This window comes from Enterobacter cloacae complex sp. 382A5, assembly GCF_050031095.1.
Lineage (GTDB): Bacteria > Pseudomonadota > Gammaproteobacteria > Enterobacterales > Enterobacteriaceae > Enterobacter > Enterobacter cloacae.
On sequence record NZ_JBLGVK010000001.1, the window covers coordinates 3,077,595 to 3,097,417 of the forward strand.

Sequence of the window (19,823 nt, forward strand, 5' to 3'; positions counted from 1 at the left end):
GTTTTACAGCCCAATCGCCTCTTTCAAACTTTTCAGGTAGCGACGACTGACGGGTACCGTTTGACCGGCCCGCAGTACCAGCTCTGCCTGACCGTTATCTTCCAGACGGATCTCTTTCAGGTGCGCCATGTTAACCAGATACTGCCGATGGCAGCGGACAAGCGGCGTGCGGCTCTCCAGCGTGCGCAGCGTCAGCTCGGTGAAGCCTTCATTGCCCTCGGCGCTGGTGACAAACACCCCGCTCAGGCGACTGCTGACAAATGCCACATCATCCATTTGCAGCAGGTAAATCCGGCTATGCCCGGTACACGGGATAAACTTCAGCGGCTGCTGGTTTTCCGGCAGCAGCGTGACGTCCTGTACCGTACGCTCCTGGCGTAAACGCGTCAGGGTCTTTTCGAGCCGCTTCTCTTCAATCGGCTTCAGCAGGTAATCGAACGCGTGTTCTTCAAAGGCCTTCACGGCATATTCGTCAAACGCCGTCAGAAACACGATATACGGGCGATGCTCCGGGTCAAGCATGCCGACCATCTCCAGCCCGCTGATACGGGGCATCTGGATGTCGAGGAACAGCACATCCGGACGCAGTTTATGTACAGCACCAATGGCTTCAATGGCATTGGCGCACTCTCCCACAATCTCAATGTCACTCTGCTCCTGCAACAGCACGCGCAGGTTTTCCCGTGCCAACGGTTCATCATCGACTATCAGCACTCTTAACATGCGGTCTCCTCCAGCGGCAATCGTAACGTAATACGGGTAAATCGGTCCGGCTCACAGGCCACGGTGATGCCACATCCATCCCCAAAGTGAGCGCGCAGGCGTTTATCCACCAGGCTCATCCCCAGCCCGCCGGAAGAGGACGGGACGTAAAGCCCGGCATTGTCTTCAATATTCAGCACCAGATGATGATTAAACCGGCTGGCAGAAATAGTGATCTCCCCGGTGCCCAGAAGCTGCGATGTCCCGTGTTTAATGGCATTTTCCACAATAGGCTGCAGCGTAAAGGCCGGGAGATGCTGATACGCCAGCTCATCCGGCACGGATAACGACACCTGCAGACGAGACTGGAAGCGCGCCTGCTCAATCTGCAGGTAGGCGTTAACATGTTCAATCTCATCGGCCAGGGTCACAATCTCAGACGGCCGTTTCAGGTTCTTGCGGAAAAACGTCGACAGAAACTGCACCAGCTGCGCGGCCTGATCGCTGTCGCGGCGGATCACCGCTTTCAGGGTGTTGAGGGCATTAAACAGGAAATGCGGGTTCACCTGAGCGTGCAGGAGCTTTATCTCCGACTGCGTTAACAGGGCTTTTTGCCGCTCATATTGCCCCGCCAGGATCTGCGCGGAAAGCAGCTGCGCAATCCCCTCCCCCAACGTCCGGTTGATCGAGCTGAACAAGCGGTTCTTCGCTTCGTAGAGCTTAATGGTTCCCATCACCCGCTGGTTTTCCCCCCGCAGCGGAATGACCAGCGTAGAGCCGAGCTTACACTGCGGATGCAGCGAACAGCGGTAAGGCACTTCGTTACCGTCGGCATAGACTACCTCACCGGTCTCTATCGCACGAAGCGTATACGCGGACGAAATCGGTCTGCCGGGAAGGTGGTGATCGTCGCCGGTACCGGTAAAGGCCAGCAGCTTTTCACGATCGGTAATCGCAACGGCACCAATATCCAGCTCCTGATAGAGCACCTGCGCCACCTTCATGCTGTTTTCTTCGTTAAAGCCCTGACGCAGGATCCCCTCGGTTGAAGCGGCGACTTTCAGTGCCGTGGCAGAGAACGCCGAGGTGTATTTCTCAAACATGGCGCGCTTGTCGAGCAGAATGCGCATAAACAGCGCCGCGCCCACGGTGTTGGTGACCATCATCGGGGCGGCAATACTGTTCACCAGATGCAGTGCGTCCTCAAAAGGTCGGGCGATAAGCAGAATGATCGCCATTTGCGCCATTTCGGCCACAAAGGTGATCGCGCCAGCGGTAAGCGGGCTGAAGACTTTATCCGGGCGGCCTCGTTTGATCATGTAGCTGTGCACCAGGCCACCAAGCAGCCCTTCCACGATGGTCGAGATCATGCAGCTCAGCGCCGTCATCCCGCCCATGGAATAGCGGTGCAGCCCACCGGTTAAACCGACAAGGCCACCCACAACCGGGCCGCCCAGCAGCCCGCCCATCACCGCGCCGATGGCGCGCGTATTGGCAATGGAGTCTTCGATATGGAGGCCAAAATAGGTCCCCATGATGCAGAAAATGGAGAAGGTCACATAACAGAGGAGCTTGTGCGGCAGGCGGACGGTGACTTGCATCAGCGGGATAAACAGACGCGTCTTACTCATCAACCAGGCGATGACAAGAAACACGCACATCTGCTGAAGCAACAGCAGCACCAGATTAAACTCGTACATACTCAGGAACCGCACCTTCTGAAAACGCGTAACATACACTGAAGGCGCCGAAGTTTCTTTGAAGCAGTCCAAAAAAGCGGTAAATCGTGTCCGTCATCACATCTTTTGCCGAACATAACGGCTGCTTCGCATTATTTGTACAAAAAAAAGGCAATTCTTCCTGGTTCGACAAACTGGGTCTACAGTTAAGCTGGGGACGCGTTAGCCAGGGGGCGAATATGGCGCTTTACACGATCGGTGAAGTGGCACTCCTTTGTGATATCAATCCCGTCACGCTACGGGCTTGGCAGCGACGGTATGGTTTACTCAAACCGCAGCGCACGGACGGCGGTCACCGCCTTTTCAATGATGCCGACATCGATCGGATCCGCGAGATCAAAAGCTGGATAGATAACGGTGTGCAGGTGAGCAAGGTAAAGTCGCTGCTCTGCCATGACGATCCCGATACCCAACACCGCTGGCGCGAACAGCAGGAAACCCTGCTCCGGCTTCTGCAGGCGGGCAACGTTCAACGTCTGCGCGCGTGGATCAAAGAGCAAGGCCGCGATTATCCAGCGCAAACCTTAATCAACCATCTTTTCATCCCGCTTCGTCGACGGCTGCAATGCCAGCACTCTACCCTGCAGGCGCTGCTGAGTATGCTCGACGGGGTGCTGATCAATTATATCGCCGTCTGTCTGGCCTCGGCGCGAAACAAGGGCGGAAAAGACGCGCTGGTTGTTGGCTGGAACGTGCACGATACCACGCGGCTGTGGCTCGAAGCCTGGATCGCCACCCAGCAGGGCTGGCGCGTGGAGGTGCTGGCGCATTCGCTGGCTCAGCTACGGCCCGAATTCTTCGACGGCCAGACTCTGCTGGTCTGGTGCGGGGAAGTGCCCACCGCCTCGCAGCAACAGCGGCTGACGGAATGGCGGGAGCACGGTTATCCGGTTTACGCCCTGGGCCCCGATGAAACGTAACGGCATTTAATGGTTCATTAACAGCTGCGCTTCACCGTATAATTGTTCCGTTAACAACAGGAGCAGATGATGAAGGCAACCAAACTGGCCGTAATTACCCTTTTTGTACTGATGGCCGTGAGCGGCATCGGCGGCGTGATGCTGGCCGGGTACTCATTTATTGTTCGTGGCGGTGTCGGCTGAGAAGCCGGGCCAGTCGTTCAAACATGCGATCGATAACGATGGCCGCCAGCGCGACCAGTACCGCACCCTGAACGATATAGGCCGTATTGAACCCGCTTAAGCCGATAATGATCGGCGTTCCCAGCGTATTGGCCCCCACCGTAGACGCGATGGTCGCCGTGCCGATGTTAATAATCACCGACGTACGGATCCCCGCGATAATCACCGGTGCCGCAAGCGGCAGCTCAACCTTGCACAGCCGCTGACCGCTGCTCATGCCCATCCCTTCGGCCACGCTCAGTACCGATGCCGGTACCGACGCAATGCCCGCCAGCGTCCCCTGAAGAACAGGCAACACGCCGTAAAGGATCAGCGCAATGATAGCCGGTTGCTGACCAAACCCGATCACCGGCACCGCAATCGCCAGTACCGCCACCGGCGGAAATGTCTGCCCGATAGCCGCAATCGTCTCTACCAGCGGGCGAAACTCTCTCCCCCAGGGCCGGGTGACCGCAATCCCCGCCCCCACGCCCAGCACCACGGCAATCGCGCTGGAGAGCGCCACCAGCCACAGGTGCGCCAGGGCAAGATTGATAAAACTCTCCTGCTGATAGACGGGGCGCGGCAGGCCGGGAAAAAGCGAGCTGAACAGCGCCCCACTGTGCGGCATCAGAAACAGCAGGGCAACAAAAAGCCCCGTCAGCCAGAGGAGCGGATCACGCATGACCTTCACGCGTCACCTCCCCGGCCAGCAGATCGCGAAAATGCAGGGTGCCACACGGTGCCCCAGCGGCATCCGTAACCGGCAGTACCTCGCACTGGCGCGCCACAAATGCAGAGAGCGCGTCCCGCAGGCTCATCTGTTCCTGTAACGGTTCACCGCCCATCGCCACATCCTGTCGACGCATATAATCGCTGACGGTTCGCAGGGAGAGCAGTCTGACGCCCAGTTCGCTGCGCCCAAAAAACTCGCGCACAAAATCGTTCTGCGGATGGGTCAGCAGTTCAAGCGGCGTACCCTGCTGGATCACTTCCCCGTGGTCCATCAACACCAGATGATCGGCAAGCCGCAGCGCCTCATCAATATCGTGGGTCACGAGGACGATCGTCCGGCCAAGGATGCGGTGAATGCGGGTCATCTCGGTCTGCAGTGCCCCGCGCGTAACCGGATCGAGCGCGCCAAAGGGCTCATCCATCAGCAATACCTGCGGGTTCGCCGCCAGCGAGCGCGCCACTCCCACACGCTGCTGTTGTCCACCTGAAAGCTGATGCGGATAGCGGCCACGCAGCCCAGGCTCTAACCCCAGCAGCGACATAAGCTCGTCCACCCTCTCGTCACTCTTTGCCCGCGACCATTTTTCCAGCTGCAGCACGGTGGCAATGTTCTGCGCGACCGTCCAGTGGGGAAACAGGCCGATGGACTGGATGGCGTAGCCCATGCGACGGCGCAGCTCCAGCACCGGCAGACTGCGGATCTCTTCCCCGGCAAAACGTATTACACCGCTGTCGTGCTCCACCAGGCGGTTGATCATCTTCAGCGTGGTGGATTTCCCCGACCCCGAGGTGCCAATCAGTACCGAAAACGCCCCCTCGGCAAAATTCAGGTTCAGGTGACTTGCTGCCGGACGACCGGCAAATGTTTTACTGACATCGTGAAATTCAATCATTGGCTCTTCTCCCGAGCAACGCGAGCCATAAGGCAAACAGCGCATCGATGACGACCGCCAGTGCAATCGTGGGCACCACGCCCAGTAACACCAGATCCAGCGCGCTGCTCAGCAGCCCCTGGAACACCAGCGCGCCAAAACCGCCTGCGCCAATCAGCGCGGCGATAACCGCCATCCCGACGGTCTGGACTGCCACTACCCGCAGGCTGCGCAGCAGCAGGGGCAAGGCGAGCGGCAGCTGGATCTGCCAGAAGCACTGTCTCCGGCTCATCCCCATCGCGTGGGCGCTCTCCAGTACATCCGGCGCGACCTGGCTTAAGCCCGCCACCACGCCGCGGACCAGCGGCAGCAGCGCGTACAGCACCAGGGCAATAAGCGCGGGGGTTAATCCGGTTCCGGCGATACCGACCGAGGCTAACGCCGGAAATGACTTCACCAGCCCCGCCAGCGGCGCAATCAGCAGGCCAAACAGGGCCACGGAAGGGATGGTCTGGATTACGTTGAGCACGGCAAAAACCCCGCCCTGGCGGGAGGGATGACGATAACACCACATGCCAAGCGGTACCCCCAGCAGTAACGCCGGGAACAGCGTGCCGAAGAGGATCGTCAGGTGTTGCGCCAGCGCATCATCAAACACCTCCTGACGGTTGGCGTACTCTTTTAACAGCGAGAGATTATTCAGCTCACCGCTGAACAGCAGCAGCAACGGAATACACCAGATCTGGGCATTGAACACCCAGCGCCAGGCAGACGACGGGATCAGGCGGCGGATCGCATCGCTGCAGGCCAGCAGACACAGCGCCAGCCACAGCCACAGGCCACTGCCCACGGTGGTTCGCGCCAGTGGACTTTCCGCCGAGGTCATGTGCGTGGCGGCAAGCCCGGCACTCCAGAACAAGGTGATGAAGAGGCCTTCACTGAGGAGTAGCGTCAGCCACTGTGCAACCCGCCCCCGGCTGAGCGAGAGCACAACCAGTGCACCCAGCGCCACAACCAGCAGCAGCGGCGTAAACGGCCAGACCTGCCAGAGCGCGCGCCCTTCCCCCGACATCAGGCGGTTTGGCGCCACATTGACAAACGGTAGCGCGACCGCCGCAATGGCCACACAGGCCAACAGCAGCAGTACGCGGTTATGACATTTTATTGGCACAGCCCTGTCCTGTTACTTCACAAGCCCTTGTTGTTTCAGGAAACCGGCGGCCACTTTTTTGGCATCCAGTCCCTCTACGGCAATGCTCGCATTGAGCTGTTGCAGCGTTTTTGCATCCAGTTTTTCAAAGACCGGTTTGAGCCAGTCGGCGATATCCGGGTAGGCTTTCAGCACCGCCTCACGCACCACCGGCGTGGGGGCATAAATAGGCTGAACGCCTTTTGGATCGGTTAAGGTCTGCAGACCAAGCGCCGCGACCGGGCCGTCCGTACCGTAGGCCATCGCCGCATTGACACCGGAGGTCTGCTGCGCCGCCGCCTTGATGGTCACCGCGGTGTCACCGCCCGCGAGCGAGAGCAGCTGTGCCTGGTCAAGCTTGAAGTCGTAGGCTTTTTCGAAAGCAGGCAGCGCGTCCGGACGCTCGATAAACTCCGCCGAGGCCGCAAGCTTGAAGTCGCCCTTCTCTTTCAGATAGCGGCTGAGATCCGCAAGTGACGTCAGTTTGCCTTTCTCCGCCACGTCTTTACGCACCGCGATGGTCCAGGTGTTGTTGGCCGGAGCCGGAGTCAGCCAGACCAGCTTGTTCTGTTCTGCATCGAGTTTTTTGACTTTTTCATACCCGGCTTTGGCGTTTTTCCATGCCGGATCGTTTTCATCTTTGAAGAAAAATGCCCCGTTGCCGGTGTATTCCGGATAAATATCCAGCTCGCCGGAGGTGATGGCCCCGCGTACCACGGGCGTGGTACCCAGCTGAACTTTATTCACGGTTTTCACGCCGTGGCTTTCCAGCACCTGCAAAATAATATTCCCGAGCAGCGCGCCTTCAGTGTCGATCTTTGAGCCCACTTTTACCGGTTCTGCCGCCTGTAACGGCAGGCTTAGCGCCGCGAATAACGCCGCAGAAACTACCATCCCCGTTTTAATTGTCATTCCACTATCCTCATTTTTTTGCTGCCTTTTTCAGAGGCTTGAGAGAAAAGCGTAGCTTAAAACGGCGGATTTACCCGGCAAAATGCCTTTTTAGCATAAGGTAAGACGCATCCCCCGGTGGACGGGGGATGCAAAGGAGGGAAAGGTTACAGCAGCTCGAACTCGCCTTTATTCACGCGGGCGGAATCCACACCAATGTAGACATTGAACTTGCCCGGTTCCGCATCGTATTTCATCTGCTGGTTCCAGAACTTCAGGGCATCCACGTCAATCGGGAAGCTGATGGTTTTGGTTTCACCAGGTTTCAGGTTGACCTTCTCAAAGCCGCGCAGCTGTTTCACCGGACGGCTCATGGAGGCGGTCACATCCTGAACATACATCTGGATCACCGTCGCACCTTCACGTTTACCGGTGTTCGTCACGTCAACGCTGGCAGTCACTTTACCGTCACGCTTCAGACTCGGGGCCGACATTTTTACGTCAGAGACCTTAAAGGTGGTGTAGCTCAAACCGTAACCAAACGGATACAGCGGACCGTTCGCTTCATCGAAGTAACGGGAGGTGTACTTGTTTGGCTTATCAGCGTTATACGGACGGCCGGTATTCAGGTGGCTGTAGTACACCGGGATCTGCCCGACAGAGCGCGGGAAGGACATCGGCAGTTTGCCCGACGGGTTGTAATCACCAAACAGCACGTCGGCGATGGCGTTGCCCCCTTCCGTACCGGCGAACCAGGTTTCCAGAATAGCATCAGCCTGCTGATCTTCTTTCACCAGCGCCAGTGGACGACCGTTCATCAGCACCAGCACCAGCGGCTTGCCGGTGGCTTTCAGGGCGGCGATCAGATCGCGCTGGCTTTGCGGGATCGTGATGTCCGTTCGGCTGGAGGCTTCGTGTGCCATCCCCTGTGCTTCACCCACCACGGCAACCACCACGTCAGACTGTTTCGCGGCGTTTACCGCTTCGTCAATCATCTCTTTCGACGAGCGCGGATCCACCTTCACCGCCTCTTCATACTGATTGAGGAAGGTCACGATATCTTTATCATCAGTGACGTTCGCCCCTTTGGCGTACACCACCTTAGCGTTTTCACCGACCGCATTTTTAATACCGGTGAGCACGGTCACGGACTGATCGGCCACGCCCGCAGCAGACCAGCTCCCCATCACGTCGCGCTTGCTGTCGGCCAGCGGGCCGACCACCGCAATGGTGCCGGATTTTTTCAGCGGCAGCGTGTCGAGGCGGTTTTTCAGCAGCACCAGGCTTTCACGGGCCACTTCTCGGGCCTCTTTACGGTGCAGACGGCTTTCGGCATTGGTGTCCGCCGGGTCTGACTCTTTCGGACCCAGGTGGCTGTACGGATCGTTAAACAGCCCCATGTCATATTTCACGTTCAGCACGTGACGCGTGGCATCGTCCAGCTCCGCCATCGTCACCTTGCCGCTCTTCACCAGCCCCGGCAGGTATTTGCTGTAATATTCGTCGCTCATGCTCATGTTGATGCCGGATTTGAGCGCCACGCGCACCGCATCTTCCGGGTCGGAGGCCGTACCGTGTTTGATGAGCTCTTTAATGGCGCCATGGTCAGAGACGGTGATGCCCTTGAAGCCCCACTGGTCGCGCAGCACGTCTTTCAGCAGCCAGGAGTCAGAGGTGGCAGGCGTGCCGTTGAGCGAGTTCAGGGCGACCATCACCGCGCCGCTACCGGCATCCAGGCCTGCTTTGTACGGCGGCATGTAATCGTTAAACAGGCGCTGCGGGCTCATGTCGACGGTGTTGTACTCTTTACCGCCTTCCACGGCACCATAGGCGGCGAAGTGCTTGACGCTGGTCATGACCGAATAACGATCCGCCGGGCTTTTACCCTGCATCGCTTCCACCATGGTTTTCCCCATCGTGGCGGTCAAATAAGTATCTTCACCAAAGCCCTCTGACGCGCGGCCCCAGCGCGGATCGCGGGAGACGTCAACCATCGGGGCCCAGGTCATGTTCAGGCCGTCGTCTGCGGCTTCATATGCCGAGACGCGCCCGACGGTTTTCACCGCGTCGAGGTTAAAGGAGGAGGCCAGACCGAGGCTGATAGGGAAAACGGTACGCTGTCCGTGTACTACGTCATAGGCGAAGAACAGCGGAATTTTCAGGCGGCTAAGTTCCATCACCTGATCCTGCATTTTGCGGATATCCTGACGGGTCACGGTGTTAAAAATCGCCCCTACCTGGCTCTCTTTAATCATTTCGCGGATCGCCTCTTTCGGGTTATCCGGGCCGACGCTGATAAGACGCAGCTGGCCGATCTTCTCATCGACCGTCATTTTCTTGAGCAATTCCGTGACAAACGCGTCCCGTGCTTCAGGCGTAAGCGGGTGATTGCCAAACAGTTCATCTGCCAGCGCAGGTTGCAGTGCCAGGCTGACGGCGACACCTACAGAACATAGCCATTTCATGTCGTTTTACTCTCTCATCAATTTCCGCCGGAAGATCTCGGCCAGGGCGTGCGAAAAGCGCAGTGTGCCACAAACCCTCAGAACGTTGCAGGGTTATTCTCTGATTTTTCTCGCAAATACGCGCCCTCTAAACAGCTAATCGCGCTATGCTTTACAGCGAGAAATTTGCCCCACCACAAGGAGTGGAAGATGTCTTCTGTTCGAACTGCCGATAACACGACTTTTATTAACGAACTGTCGCGCCTGGTTGGTCACTCTCACCTGCTTACCGACCCGGCCAAAACTGCCCGCTACCGTAAGGGCTTTCGTTCCGGACAGGGCGATGCGCTGGCGGTGGTTTTTCCCGGCACGCTGCTGGAGCTGTGGCGCGTCCTGAGCGCCTGCGTTGCCGCGGACAAGATTATTTTAATGCAGGCGGCTAACACCGGCCTGACCGAAGGCTCAACGCCGAACGGCAATGATTACGATCGCGACATCGTGATTATCAGCACCCTGCGCCTCGACAAACTTCACCTGCTCGATAAAGGCGAGCAGGTACTGGCTTTCCCCGGCACCACCCTCTACTCGCTGGAAAAAGCGCTTAAGCCGCTTGGGCGCGAACCGCATTCGGTGATTGGTTCATCCTGCATCGGCGCCTCCGTCATTGGTGGGATCTGTAATAATTCCGGCGGTTCGCTGGTGCAGCGCGGCCCGGCTTATACCGAAATGTCGCTCTATGCCCGTATTGATGAAAACGGCAAGCTGACGCTGGTGAACCATCTGGGAATCGATCTGGGCGTCACGCCGGAGCAGATCCTGAGTAAGCTCGACGACGATCGCGTGAAAGATGAAGATGTACAGCACGATGGCCGTCATGCCCACGATCACGATTACATCACCCGCGTACGTGATATCAACGCGGATACACCAGCGCGTTACAACGCCGACCCGGATCGCCTGTTCGAATCCTCCGGCTGCGCGGGCAAACTGGCCGTTTTCGCGGTCCGGCTCGACACCTTCCCGGCCGAGAAAAAACAGCAGGTGTTTTACATCGGCACCAATCAGCCTGACGTGCTGACCGAAATCCGTCGTCATATTCTGGGCGAATTCACGCATCTGCCGGTGGCGGGCGAGTATATGCATCGGGATATTTACGACATCGCCGAACGCTACGGCAAAGATACGTTCCTGATGATCGACAAGCTCGGCACCGACAAGATGCCGTTCTTCTTCACCATGAAGGGCCGCACCGATGCGATGCTGGAGAAAGTGCCGCTGTTTAAACCCCACTTCACCGACCGCTTTATGCAGAAGCTGGGTAACGTTTTCCCGGCCCACCTGCCGGAGCGAATGAAAACCTGGCGCGACAAGTATGAACATCACCTGCTGCTGAAAATGGCCGGGGACGGGATCGCCGAAGCACAAAACTGGCTGAGCGAATTCTTCAAAACCGCCGAGGGAGATTTCTTCGCCTGTACACCTGAGGAGGGGAGCAAAGCGTTCCTGCACCGTTTTGCCGCTGCGGGGGCCGCCATCCGTTATCAGGCCGTACACTCAGAAGAAGTAGAGGATATTCTGGCGCTGGATATTGCCCTGCGACGCAACGATACCGAGTGGTTTGAACACCTGCCGCCGGAAATCGACAGCAAGCTGGTGCATAAGCTCTACTACGGCCACTTTATGTGCTACGTCTTCCACCAGGATTACATCGTTAAAAAAGGGGTCGACGCGCACGCGTTGAAAGAGGAGATGCTCGCCCTTCTGCGCGAACGTGGCGCACAATATCCTGCGGAACACAACGTTGGGCATCTTTACAAAGCCCCTGAGACACTTAAGCAGTTTTATCGCGAGAATGACCCTACAAACAGTATGAATCCCGGCATTGGTAAAACAACGCGGAATAAATACTGGAAAGAGAGCGATAACGCAGAGCAGGCCATTACGCAAGCATCTGATTAATTCATACAGCCATATTTAAGAGATTGTTAAGCACAGCTCAATCGTACTAGAGTACCTGCACTCGCCGGAGAAACGTTTCTCCGGCATTCTTTGACGAGGAGCAGGCACATCATGTCGGCTGTTGATATTTTATCCGTAACCGAAGTGGAAGTGCGCGATGCCCTTCCCGACGATGTGCATGCCATTTCGGCTATTTATGCATGGCATGTACTTCACGGACGTGCGTCGTTTGAGGAAATCCCCCCCACCGTTGATGAAATGCGTAAGCGGTTGAAAAACGTGACCGATAACGGTTTGCCCTGGCTGGTGGCGCTGTATCGCGGCATTGTGGTGGGCTATTGCTATGCCACGCCATACCGTCCACGACACGCGTATCGCTTCACGCTGGAAGAGTCAATCTACGTGGATGCCAGCACCACCGGACGCGGTTTTGGCAGTGCACTAATGGACGCGCTGATTGAACGCTGCGAACAAGGTCCCTGGCGTCAGATGATTGCCGTTGTGGGGGATGGCCATAATAACGCCGGGTCATTGCGGCTGCATAAAAAGCACGGTTTTGAAGTGGTCGGTCAGCTGCGCAGCGTGGGCTACAAAAAAGGCGACTGGCGGGATACGGTGATTATGCAGCGCCCGCTTAACGACGGAGACTGGACCCTGCCGGAATAGGCCCAGTGCGGTCTGGTGACCTCACCCCCGCCCTCTTCCACCGGGAGAGGGAGAAAACATAAAAAACGGTAACACAGTTACCGTTTTGCTTTTACCTAATCGTTCTGCGCCGTCGCCATCTGCTCGGCTTTCTGCTTTTTATACGTCAATGCCGCAGCCGGAACAGGCTGCACTTTCCCGGTTTCAATCCAGGTGCGCAGTCGGCTGGCATCGGCGAAGTGAGTATATTTTCCGAAGGCATCCATCACCACCAGCGCCACCGGTTTACCGTTGAACACGGTACGCATCACCAGACAGTGCCCCGCCGCGTTAGTAAAGCCGGTTTTCGTTAACTGAATGTTCCAGTTCTCGCGATACACCAGGTGGTTCGTATTGCGAAACGGCAGCGTATAGGCCGGGTTCGCAAAGGTCGCCATCTCTTCACGGGTGGTACTGAGCTGCCCAATCAGCGGGTACTGTTTGCTGGCAATCAGCAGTTTGGTCAGATCGCGCGCCGTAGAGACGTTGTGAATCGACAGACCTGTCGGCTCAACAAAACGGGTGTTATTCATTCCCAGCGCTTTGGCTTTGGCATTCATCGCTCGAATGAAGGCGTCGTAGCCGCCCGGATAATGGTGGGCGAGGCTCGCCGCGGCGCGGTTTTCAGACGACATCAGCGCCAGCAAGAGCATATTTTTACGACTGATTTCACTGTTCAGGCGCACGCGGGAGTAAACCCCTTTCATCTCCGGCGTGTGGCTGATATCCACTTTCAGTTTTTCATCCAGCGGCAGATGTGCATCCAGCACTACCATCGCGGTCATTAATTTGGTTATCGAGGCGATCGGGCGCACCAGATCCGGATGGCTGGCGTAGATCACCTTATTGGTGTTGAGATCAACAATCATCGCGCTGCCGGAAGCGATTTGCGGTTGGGCAGCAGCGGTGGTCGCCGCGGGCGTTTTGGCGAGAGCTGGCACGCCAGCGGACGCCCCCAGCAACAGTGCCAGGCTAAGTAAAGAAACTCGGAATTTCAGCATGGTGAGACTTCTGATAATTATTCACGCACGTTATGACGTACACCGCCTGCGTCGACGGAGAAACACAGGCTGGCTTCGGCATCATAGCGGTCACCGTGCATTGTCGCCAGCGGATAATCGTGAACAGATGCTGCATTGCTGGCATTTACGCCAGCAATGCAATTCACTCAGAAGAGACGGTAACCATAACCCCAAAGAATCACCGTCAGCGCCAGTAACGCCTCCAGTACCAGCACGCCGATGGCGAGCGTAGAGCTGGAAAAGCTCAGGCCTTCTTCTTTATTGATATTCAGGAAGGTAGGTACGCCCAGATACAGCAGATAGCCGGTGTAAAAGAGCGCAATGGTCCCGATCAGCGCGCACAGCCAGACCAGGGGATAGAGCGCAACAATACCGCTTAAAAACAGCGGGGTCGCGACGTATCCGGCAAAGACCATACAGTGTGCCAGGGAAGGACGCTGCGGATAGTTACGTGCCATCCAGTGAATGACGCGTCCCATAACCGCCACCCCTGCCAGCATCAGGCCATAAAAGAGAATGGCAAGATAAAGCCCGGTAAACCAGGAAAGCTGTACTACGGTGCCATCACCAAAGTTCCAGCCGATTTGTGTTGTACCAATAAACGCGCATATCACCGGCACCGCCGCCATCAGCAGCACGTGGTGCGTGTAATGATGCGAGACCGTTTCGTTCTCACTTTTGATGACATGCATTTCACGATCGGGATGGGAAAAAAGTCCCCAGACATGGTTCATAGCGCCCCCTTGTTGTCGGCCCGTCATCGATACCTTAAGTATAATGCAGGGTTTAGATTATTTTATGTACAGTGGGAAATTTCCGTTGATTGCCCCGCGGTTGTCACAAGGGGTATATGATTAACCGAGGCACGCTGAGGGAGATGATATTTACGTAATGGATATAAACGGAGTTATTGAACAATACGGATACGCTGCGCTGGTTGTCGGAAGCGTGGCAGAAGGTGAAACCATCACCCTGTTAGGCGGCGTCGCCGCGCATCAGGGATTACTTAAATTCCCGCTGGTTGTCGCCGCGGTTGCGCTGGGCGGGATGATTGGCGATCAGCTGCTCTACTTTCTGGGGCTGCGTTTTGGGCCGACGCTGCTTAAGCGTTTCGCTAAGCACAAGAAGAAAATTAACCGCGCGCAGCGGCTGATCCAGCGCCACCCTTACCTGTTTGTGATTGGCACCCGCTTTATGTACGGCTTTCGGATTATCGGGCCGATATTGATTGGCGCCAGCCGCCTGCCGCCGAAAATTTTCCTGCCGCTGAACGTGATTGGCGCGTGCGCCTGGGCGCTGATCTTTACCACGCTCGGTTACGTGGGTGGAGAAGTGATTGGCCCGTGGCTGCATAACCTTGACCAGCATCTGAAGCACTGGGCGTGGCTGATTCTGGTGGTTGTAGCGGTGATTGGGGTCAGGCTGTGGATGCGGCACAGAGAGAAGAAGCAGGATGAGGAGTGAGTGCGGTCTGTTGCCCTCACCCTAACCCTCTCCCGGTGGGAGAGGGAACTTAACACACCCTCTCCCACGGGGTGAGGGGAAGCTAACCTTCCGGCTTAAACTGCGGATTCGCCAGCATAAACCCGCCGTCGACGATAAACGACTGCCCTGTGGTGTAGCTGGCGTCGCTGTCGCATAACCACGCCACCAGACTGGCGATCTCTTTGGTGTATCCCGGTCTTGCGAGCGGGATCGCTGGCATCGACCCTTCCTTCACTTCACTCTCGTCCATATCATTCATCGGTGTGGCAATCGCCCCCGGCGCAACGGCATTCACCAGAATGTTGTGCTGCACCAGTTCCAGCGCCATCGATTTGGTTAATCCTCCCAGCGCATGTTTTGCGGCGGTATAGGCGCTGGCTTCCGGCAGCGGCGTATGTTCATGCACCGAGGTGATATTGACGATTCGCCCTCCTTCCCCCTGCTCCACCATTTTACGTGCGGCAATCTGCGAACAGAGAAACGCACCGTCCACGTCGACGGTGAAAATGTTTCGCCACTCGTCAAACGGCATATCCAGGAAGGGCGCTTTGGTCATCGCACCCGCATTGTTAACCAGCACGTCCAGGCGACCAAAACGGGCAATTAACGTTTCTATCGCCTGCGCGCCCTGTGGAAGGGTGCTTAGATCAAGGTGGATAGCTTCAGCCCGCCGACCCTGCGCCTCCACTTCGCGGCAGGTATCCCGGGCCCCTTGTTCATCAGAGTGCCAGGTGACGCCAATATCAAACCCACGTTCAGCCAGCATCAGGGCCGTGGTTTTACCAATCCCCGAATCCGATGCGGTAACAATCGCTACTTTGGTCATACTCACCTCCTGAAGAACGGCAAAGAGGTAAGTATAGATAATGACCCTGATTAGCCATGATGATAACCACCACCCAGCGCAGAGGTGAGCTGTAGCGTGGCGTCGATATACTCGCCCTGCAGCATCAATCCGGCGAGATGTTCCTTCAGCGCTGGAATTCTGGCTTCACTAACGCGCGAACCGGCAATAATTCCGGCGCTAAAACGTGCCTGCGCCAGCGCCACCACGCGCGCCGCATCTTTTTCTACCTGCTGCTGATGCTGATTTTTCGCCGTCAGCATTTCTACTTCGCTGGCCGTGCGCGCCACCTGGTTCACGGCATTTACCACCGCCTTGTTGTAGTTCGCCACCGACAGATTGTTCTGCGCCTGGGCAATATCCAGCTGCGCGTTCAGCCTGCCGCTGTCAAAAATGGGCAGAGTCAGCCCGGCGGTCACACCCATTTGCTGAGCTGAAGAACGGAACAGATCGCTCAAGTGCAGGGCATCCTGTTGTAAAAACGCCATCAGATTCACATCAGGATAAAACGCCGCTCTGGCGGCATCGACCTCGCTCATTGACGCTTCGATATACCAGTGCGCCGCCTGCAGATCCGGTCGTCGGGCCAGCAGTTCATACCCCAGCGTCGACGGTAACGACGCTTCAACCGTCGGTAAGGCATGCCGTGTGAGCGCCAGCGCGGGGGTATTAATCAACGCGTTCAGACGCGCCTCGATGGCTTTCATTTTGCCGTGAACCTCTGCGATCTGCTCTTCGGTTTTGCTGGCACTGATGTCGGTTTCGACACCTTCCACAGAGGAGGTGATCCCGTGCTGATACAGCTCGCGATCGGCACCGATGATATTGTCCTGTTGGGATTTGATCTGCGTGAGGACCTCCTCCACGGCGGCCTGAGTTTGCCAGTCCCAGTAGAGCCGCGCCACGCTGCTGGCAAGCAGTTGACGGGTCTGCTCAAGCTCCGCTTTTTGCGCATTCACCTTGCCTATCCTGGCCTCCAACCGGGCGCGATTTTTGCCCCACAAATCCAGATCCCAGCCCGCAGTCAGACCAAAGGTACCGTTGGTATACCAGGGGCCGGTGGTGCCCGCAGCCGGGTCGGTTATGGCAAAGGGCCCCATCAGCCCTTCAGCGGACATTTTCTGACGTTCAGCATCGGCCGAAAAATCAATTTGCGGGCCGTCGGCCGCCAGGGCTGCTTTGGCCTGGGCTTCGGCAAGGGTAATACGCTGACGGGCAATCTGCATATCCGGCGCATCGCTTAATGCTTTGGCAATTAGCTTATCAAGCTGCGGATCGTTATACGCTTTCCACCATGCATTTTTCGGCCAGTCCTGATGAGGCAGCACCGTATTAACCGACGCCGTGAGTGACTGGGTATTAAGGGGAGTTACCGTGGCATGTTGCGGCGCACAGCCGGCCAGAATAACAGCAAAGGGAGCACTCAGAGATAAAATAAGAAAACGTTTCATTACGCCATTCACGCCAAAAAATAAAGGCGCAAAGTACGCCTGATGCCTCTCTTTTTTTTAGTAATGCGTGGCAATGCGCAAATTGTCATACATTTTTGTAATTAGAAAATTATACATGCCGAGAATAAGTCAAATTAACAAATTCATCTTAATTATAAATTGCCTGCTACACTTACTGTTGACATACATACGCAGGAGAAGGGAATGAAAATATTATTGTGGGTCATTTTAATTATATTTCTGATAGGGCTGCTGGTGGTAACGGGTGTGTTCAAGATGATTTTCTGATTCCTTTGCCCGGCACCGCGCCGGGCAAAGGTCAGCCAGCCCATGCGTCTGGTCCAGCGCTTCACAGCGATAATTGCGGTCACACGCTTATTATTTTGCCTGGATCACCCGCGCAATATCCGCAGAAGTCTGTAATGTCCGAATCTCCTGAAATAACCCCAGCGCTTCATCGTACTCTTTGCGTAAATAGCTGAGCCACTGTTTGATACGCGCCACGTGATATAGCCCGGTGTCGCCCTGCTTTTCCAGACGGCTATATTTTTGCAGCAGCGTAACAACATCAGCCCACGGCATACGCGGCTCGTTATATTTAATCACCCGGCTGAGGTTAGGCACATTCAATGCCCCGCGGCCGATCATCACCGCCTCGCAGCCGGTGGCCTTGAGACAGGCCTGCGCGCTCTGGTAATCCCAGATTTCACCGTTGGCGATCACCGGAATGCTGAGGCGTTTGCGGATCTCACCAATTGCCTGCCAGTTAATGCGCTCGGCTTTATAACCATCTTCTTTGGTGCGGCCATGCACCACCAGTTCAGTAGCCCCGGCCTGCTGCACCGCATCGGCAATTTCAAACTGCCGCGCGTCGCTGTCCCAGCCCAGGCGCACTTTCACCGTCACCGGCAAATGCGCAGGCACGGCTTCACGCATCGCTTTCGCGCCACGGTAAATCAGCTCAGGATCTTTCAGCAGCGTCGCCCCGCCGCCGCTGCCGTTTACCAGCTTCGACGGGCAGCCACAGTTGAGATCGACCCCGTAAGAGCCGAGCTCGACGGCACGGGCGGCGTTCTCCGCCAGCCATTCAGGATACTGGCCCAGCAGTTGAATACGCACCAGCGTGCCGGAGGTAGTCCGGCTCTGACGGTGCAGCTCCGGGCAGAGTCTGTAAAACGATTTTACCGGCAACAACATATCGACCACGCGCAAAAACTCCGTCACGCAGAGATCGTAATCGTTCACCTCGGTCAGAAGTTCGCGCACGAGGGAGTCGAGCACGCCTTCCATTGGGGCCAGTAAAACACGCATAGCAGTACCTGTGAAAAAAGACGCGCTATAGTAATCGCTCTGTATGTATGTTGAAAGCACGACGTTCTATTCTGGAATGACGGGTATGCTTAAAATTCATGATGTGATCCATGGCACACTTTCGGGTTTAATTGTATGATGAATGCGTTTCAGCAAGGATTTTAACCATGAGAAAATCATTGAACATTATCTGGCAATATCTGCGCGCATTCGTCCTGATTTACGCCTGCCTGTACGCCGGGATTTTCATCGCTTCCCTGCTTCCTATCACCATTCCCGGTAGCATTATCGGCATGCTGATCCTCTTTGTTCTGCTGGCGTTGCAAATTCTGCCCGCTAAGTGGGTCAACCCCGGCTGCTTCGTTCTTATTCGCTATATGGCGCTGCTGTTCGTGCCGATTGGCGTCGGGGTCATGCAGTACTTCGATCTGCTTAAAGCCCAGTTCGGCCCGATTGTCGTCTCCTGCGCAGTCAGTACGCTGGTGGTTTTCCTTGTGGTGAGCTGGAGTTCGCATCTGGTACATGGCGAACGTAAAGTGGTTGGACAGAAAGGAACAAAACAATGATGGCCAATATCTGGTGGTCGCTGCCATTAACCCTGGCGGTGTTCTTCGCGGCACGCAAACTTGCCGCCCGGTTCAAGATGCCGCTGCTTAACCCGTTGCTGGTGGCGATGGTGGTGATTATTCCGTTCCTGCTGCTTACCGGTATTCCTTACGAACGCTACTTTGCCGGCAGCAAAATTTTAAACGACCTGCTGCAACCCGCCGTGGTCGCACTCGCGTTTCCTTTATATGAACAGCTGCACCAGATCCGCGCCCGCTGGAAATCTATTATTACCATCTGTTTTGTGGGGAGCCTGGTGGCGATGATCACCGGTACTTCAGTCGCACTGCTGATGGGGGCCTCTGCGCAAATTGCCGCCTCTATTCTGCCGAAATCGGTGACCACGCCTATCGCCATGGCCGTGGGCGGCAGCCTCGGCGGCATTCCTGCCATCAGCGCCATGTGCGTGATCTTTGTTGGCATTCTGGGCGCCGTGTTTGGCCATACCCTGCTCAATGTCATGCGCATTCATACCAAAGCCGCACGCGGTCTGGCGATGGGCACCGCGTCGCACGCGCTGGGCACCGCCCGCTGTGCGGAGCTGGATTATCAGGAGGGGGCGTTCAGCTCGCTGGCACTGGTGATCTGCGGAATCATGACCTCGCTGATGGCGCCGTTCATTTTCCCCGTGATTCTGGCGGTGATGGGCTAAAATTTGCGATGCGTCGCGCAAATTTCATTTTGTTTTCATAAGTTGCATACATAATGAGATATGGATCACATATAAAGCCCCAGCGGCTCCGTACACTACCGATCCATTAACCTTTA

At 56.4% G+C, this 19,823-nt stretch carries 20 protein-coding genes; 7 read left to right on the forward strand and 13 right to left on the reverse strand.

Annotated features, from left to right (window positions below):
* Positions 1-3 precede the first annotated feature (3 nt).
* Both btsR and ACQG2G_RS14520 read right to left on the reverse strand, forming a co-directional pair.
* Positions 4-723 (reverse strand): two-component system response regulator BtsR, encoded by a 720-nt coding sequence (gene btsR / locus ACQG2G_RS14515; protein ID WP_014832665.1) that lies wholly within the window; start codon positions 721-723, stop codon positions 4-6.
* A complete protein-coding gene (locus ACQG2G_RS14520) occupies positions 717-2,402 on the reverse strand; it encodes a sensor histidine kinase (protein WP_045903350.1) in 1,686 nt (561 codons plus the stop codon). Before ACQG2G_RS14520 ends, btsR begins: the two co-directional genes overlap by 7 nt.
* A 218-nt stretch (positions 2,403-2,620) precedes the next feature.
* Here ACQG2G_RS14520 and mlrA point away from each other — a divergent pair, with 218 nt between their 5' ends.
* Together mlrA and ACQG2G_RS14530 are read left to right on the forward strand one after the other, a co-directional pair.
* Positions 2,621-3,361: an HTH-type transcriptional regulator MlrA gene (gene mlrA / locus ACQG2G_RS14525; RefSeq protein WP_029881769.1), complete on the forward strand. Its 741-nt coding sequence runs from the start codon at positions 2,621-2,623 to the stop codon at positions 3,359-3,361.
* A gap of 69 nt (positions 3,362-3,430) precedes the next feature.
* A complete protein-coding gene (locus ACQG2G_RS14530) occupies positions 3,431-3,544 on the forward strand; it encodes a protein YohO (RefSeq protein ID WP_010433613.1) in 114 nt (37 codons plus the stop codon).
* Here ACQG2G_RS14530 and ACQG2G_RS14535 read toward each other — a convergent pair.
* The 5 genes from ACQG2G_RS14535 to bglX all read right to left on the reverse strand — a co-directional run bounded on the left by ACQG2G_RS14535 (position 3,519) and on the right by bglX (position 9,714).
* Entirely contained in the window at positions 3,519-4,256 is a 738-nt protein-coding gene (locus ACQG2G_RS14535) for an ABC transporter permease (protein ID WP_061772784.1), read from the reverse strand. The two genes, ACQG2G_RS14530 and ACQG2G_RS14535, sit on opposite strands and share 26 nt — an antisense overlap.
* On the reverse strand, positions 4,240-5,190 hold the full coding sequence (locus ACQG2G_RS14540; RefSeq protein ID WP_061772783.1) for an ABC transporter ATP-binding protein: 951 nt from the start codon (positions 5,188-5,190) through the stop codon (positions 4,240-4,242). The genes ACQG2G_RS14535 and ACQG2G_RS14540 overlap by 17 nt, the downstream gene beginning before the upstream one ends.
* The gene (locus ACQG2G_RS14545) at positions 5,183-6,340 is read right to left on the reverse strand and encodes an ABC transporter permease (protein WP_061772782.1); all 1,158 of its coding nucleotides are present in this window, start codon (positions 6,338-6,340) and stop codon (positions 5,183-5,185) included. Before ACQG2G_RS14545 ends, ACQG2G_RS14540 begins: the two co-directional genes overlap by 8 nt.
* A gap of 12 nt (positions 6,341-6,352) precedes the next feature.
* Positions 6,353-7,270: a glycine betaine ABC transporter substrate-binding protein OsmF gene (osmF, locus tag ACQG2G_RS14550; RefSeq protein ID WP_061772781.1), complete on the reverse strand. Its 918-nt coding sequence runs from the start codon at positions 7,268-7,270 to the stop codon at positions 6,353-6,355.
* A gap of 146 nt (positions 7,271-7,416) precedes the next feature.
* Positions 7,417-9,714 carry a beta-glucosidase BglX gene (gene bglX, locus ACQG2G_RS14555; protein WP_061772780.1) on the reverse strand — a complete coding sequence of 766 codons (2,298 nt, stop codon included), beginning with the start codon at positions 9,712-9,714 and terminating at the stop codon, positions 7,417-7,419.
* A 189-nt stretch (positions 9,715-9,903) separates the two neighbouring features.
* On the opposite strand from bglX, the gene dld reads away from it, so the two are divergent.
* The gene (gene dld / locus ACQG2G_RS14560) at positions 9,904-11,652 is read left to right on the forward strand and encodes a D-lactate dehydrogenase (protein ID WP_013097938.1); all 1,749 of its coding nucleotides are present in this window, start codon (positions 9,904-9,906) and stop codon (positions 11,650-11,652) included.
* Between the two features lie 111 nt (positions 11,653-11,763).
* Positions 11,764-12,318, forward strand: a complete 555-nt coding sequence (locus ACQG2G_RS14565; protein WP_020690140.1) for a GNAT family N-acetyltransferase — start codon at positions 11,764-11,766, stop codon at positions 12,316-12,318.
* A 95-nt stretch (positions 12,319-12,413) separates the two neighbouring features.
* Here the strand turns inward: ACQG2G_RS14565 and pbpG are convergent, their stop codons facing one another.
* Genes pbpG through ACQG2G_RS14580 form a run of 3 tightly spaced genes read right to left on the reverse strand, consistent with a single transcriptional unit; the run spans position 12,414 to position 14,092 of the window.
* Positions 12,414-13,337, reverse strand: a complete 924-nt coding sequence (gene pbpG, locus ACQG2G_RS14570; RefSeq protein WP_061772779.1) for a D-alanyl-D-alanine endopeptidase — start codon at positions 13,335-13,337, stop codon at positions 12,414-12,416.
* Between the two features lie 17 nt (positions 13,338-13,354).
* Entirely contained in the window at positions 13,355-13,504 is a 150-nt protein-coding gene (locus ACQG2G_RS14575; RefSeq protein ID WP_248078950.1) for a hypothetical protein, read from the reverse strand.
* Positions 13,505-14,092: a Yip1 family protein gene (locus tag ACQG2G_RS14580; RefSeq protein WP_013097942.1), complete on the reverse strand. Its 588-nt coding sequence runs from the start codon at positions 14,090-14,092 to the stop codon at positions 13,505-13,507.
* Between the two features lie 157 nt (positions 14,093-14,249).
* Between ACQG2G_RS14580 and ACQG2G_RS14585 the strand changes: the two genes are divergently transcribed.
* Positions 14,250-14,822 carry a DedA family protein gene (locus ACQG2G_RS14585; protein ID WP_013097943.1) on the forward strand — a complete coding sequence of 191 codons (573 nt, stop codon included), beginning with the start codon at positions 14,250-14,252 and terminating at the stop codon, positions 14,820-14,822.
* 82 nt (positions 14,823-14,904) lie between these two features.
* On the opposite strand, the gene ACQG2G_RS14590 is transcribed toward ACQG2G_RS14585, so the two are convergent.
* The 3 genes from ACQG2G_RS14590 to dusC form a co-directional block, all read right to left on the reverse strand.
* Positions 14,905-15,669, reverse strand: a complete 765-nt coding sequence (locus ACQG2G_RS14590; RefSeq protein WP_080453126.1) for an SDR family oxidoreductase — start codon at positions 15,667-15,669, stop codon at positions 14,905-14,907.
* 50 nt (positions 15,670-15,719) lie between these two features.
* Positions 15,720-17,138 carry a multidrug resistance outer membrane protein MdtQ gene (gene mdtQ, locus ACQG2G_RS14595; protein ID WP_061772777.1) on the reverse strand — a complete coding sequence of 473 codons (1,419 nt, stop codon included), beginning with the start codon at positions 17,136-17,138 and terminating at the stop codon, positions 15,720-15,722.
* Between the two features lie 378 nt (positions 17,139-17,516).
* Positions 17,517-18,449 (reverse strand): tRNA dihydrouridine(16) synthase DusC, encoded by a 933-nt coding sequence (dusC, locus tag ACQG2G_RS14600; RefSeq protein WP_013097946.1) that lies wholly within the window; start codon positions 18,447-18,449, stop codon positions 17,517-17,519.
* A 167-nt stretch (positions 18,450-18,616) separates the two neighbouring features.
* On the opposite strand from dusC, the gene ACQG2G_RS14605 reads away from it, so the two are divergent.
* Positions 18,617-19,015 carry a CidA/LrgA family protein gene (locus ACQG2G_RS14605; RefSeq protein WP_023619766.1) on the forward strand — a complete coding sequence of 133 codons (399 nt, stop codon included), beginning with the start codon at positions 18,617-18,619 and terminating at the stop codon, positions 19,013-19,015.
* Complete coding sequence (locus ACQG2G_RS14610; RefSeq protein WP_013097948.1) at positions 19,012-19,707, forward strand: CidB/LrgB family autolysis modulator; 696 nt, start codon at positions 19,012-19,014, stop codon at positions 19,705-19,707. Before ACQG2G_RS14605 ends, ACQG2G_RS14610 begins: the two co-directional genes overlap by 4 nt.
* Positions 19,708-19,823: the final 116 nt, after the last annotated feature.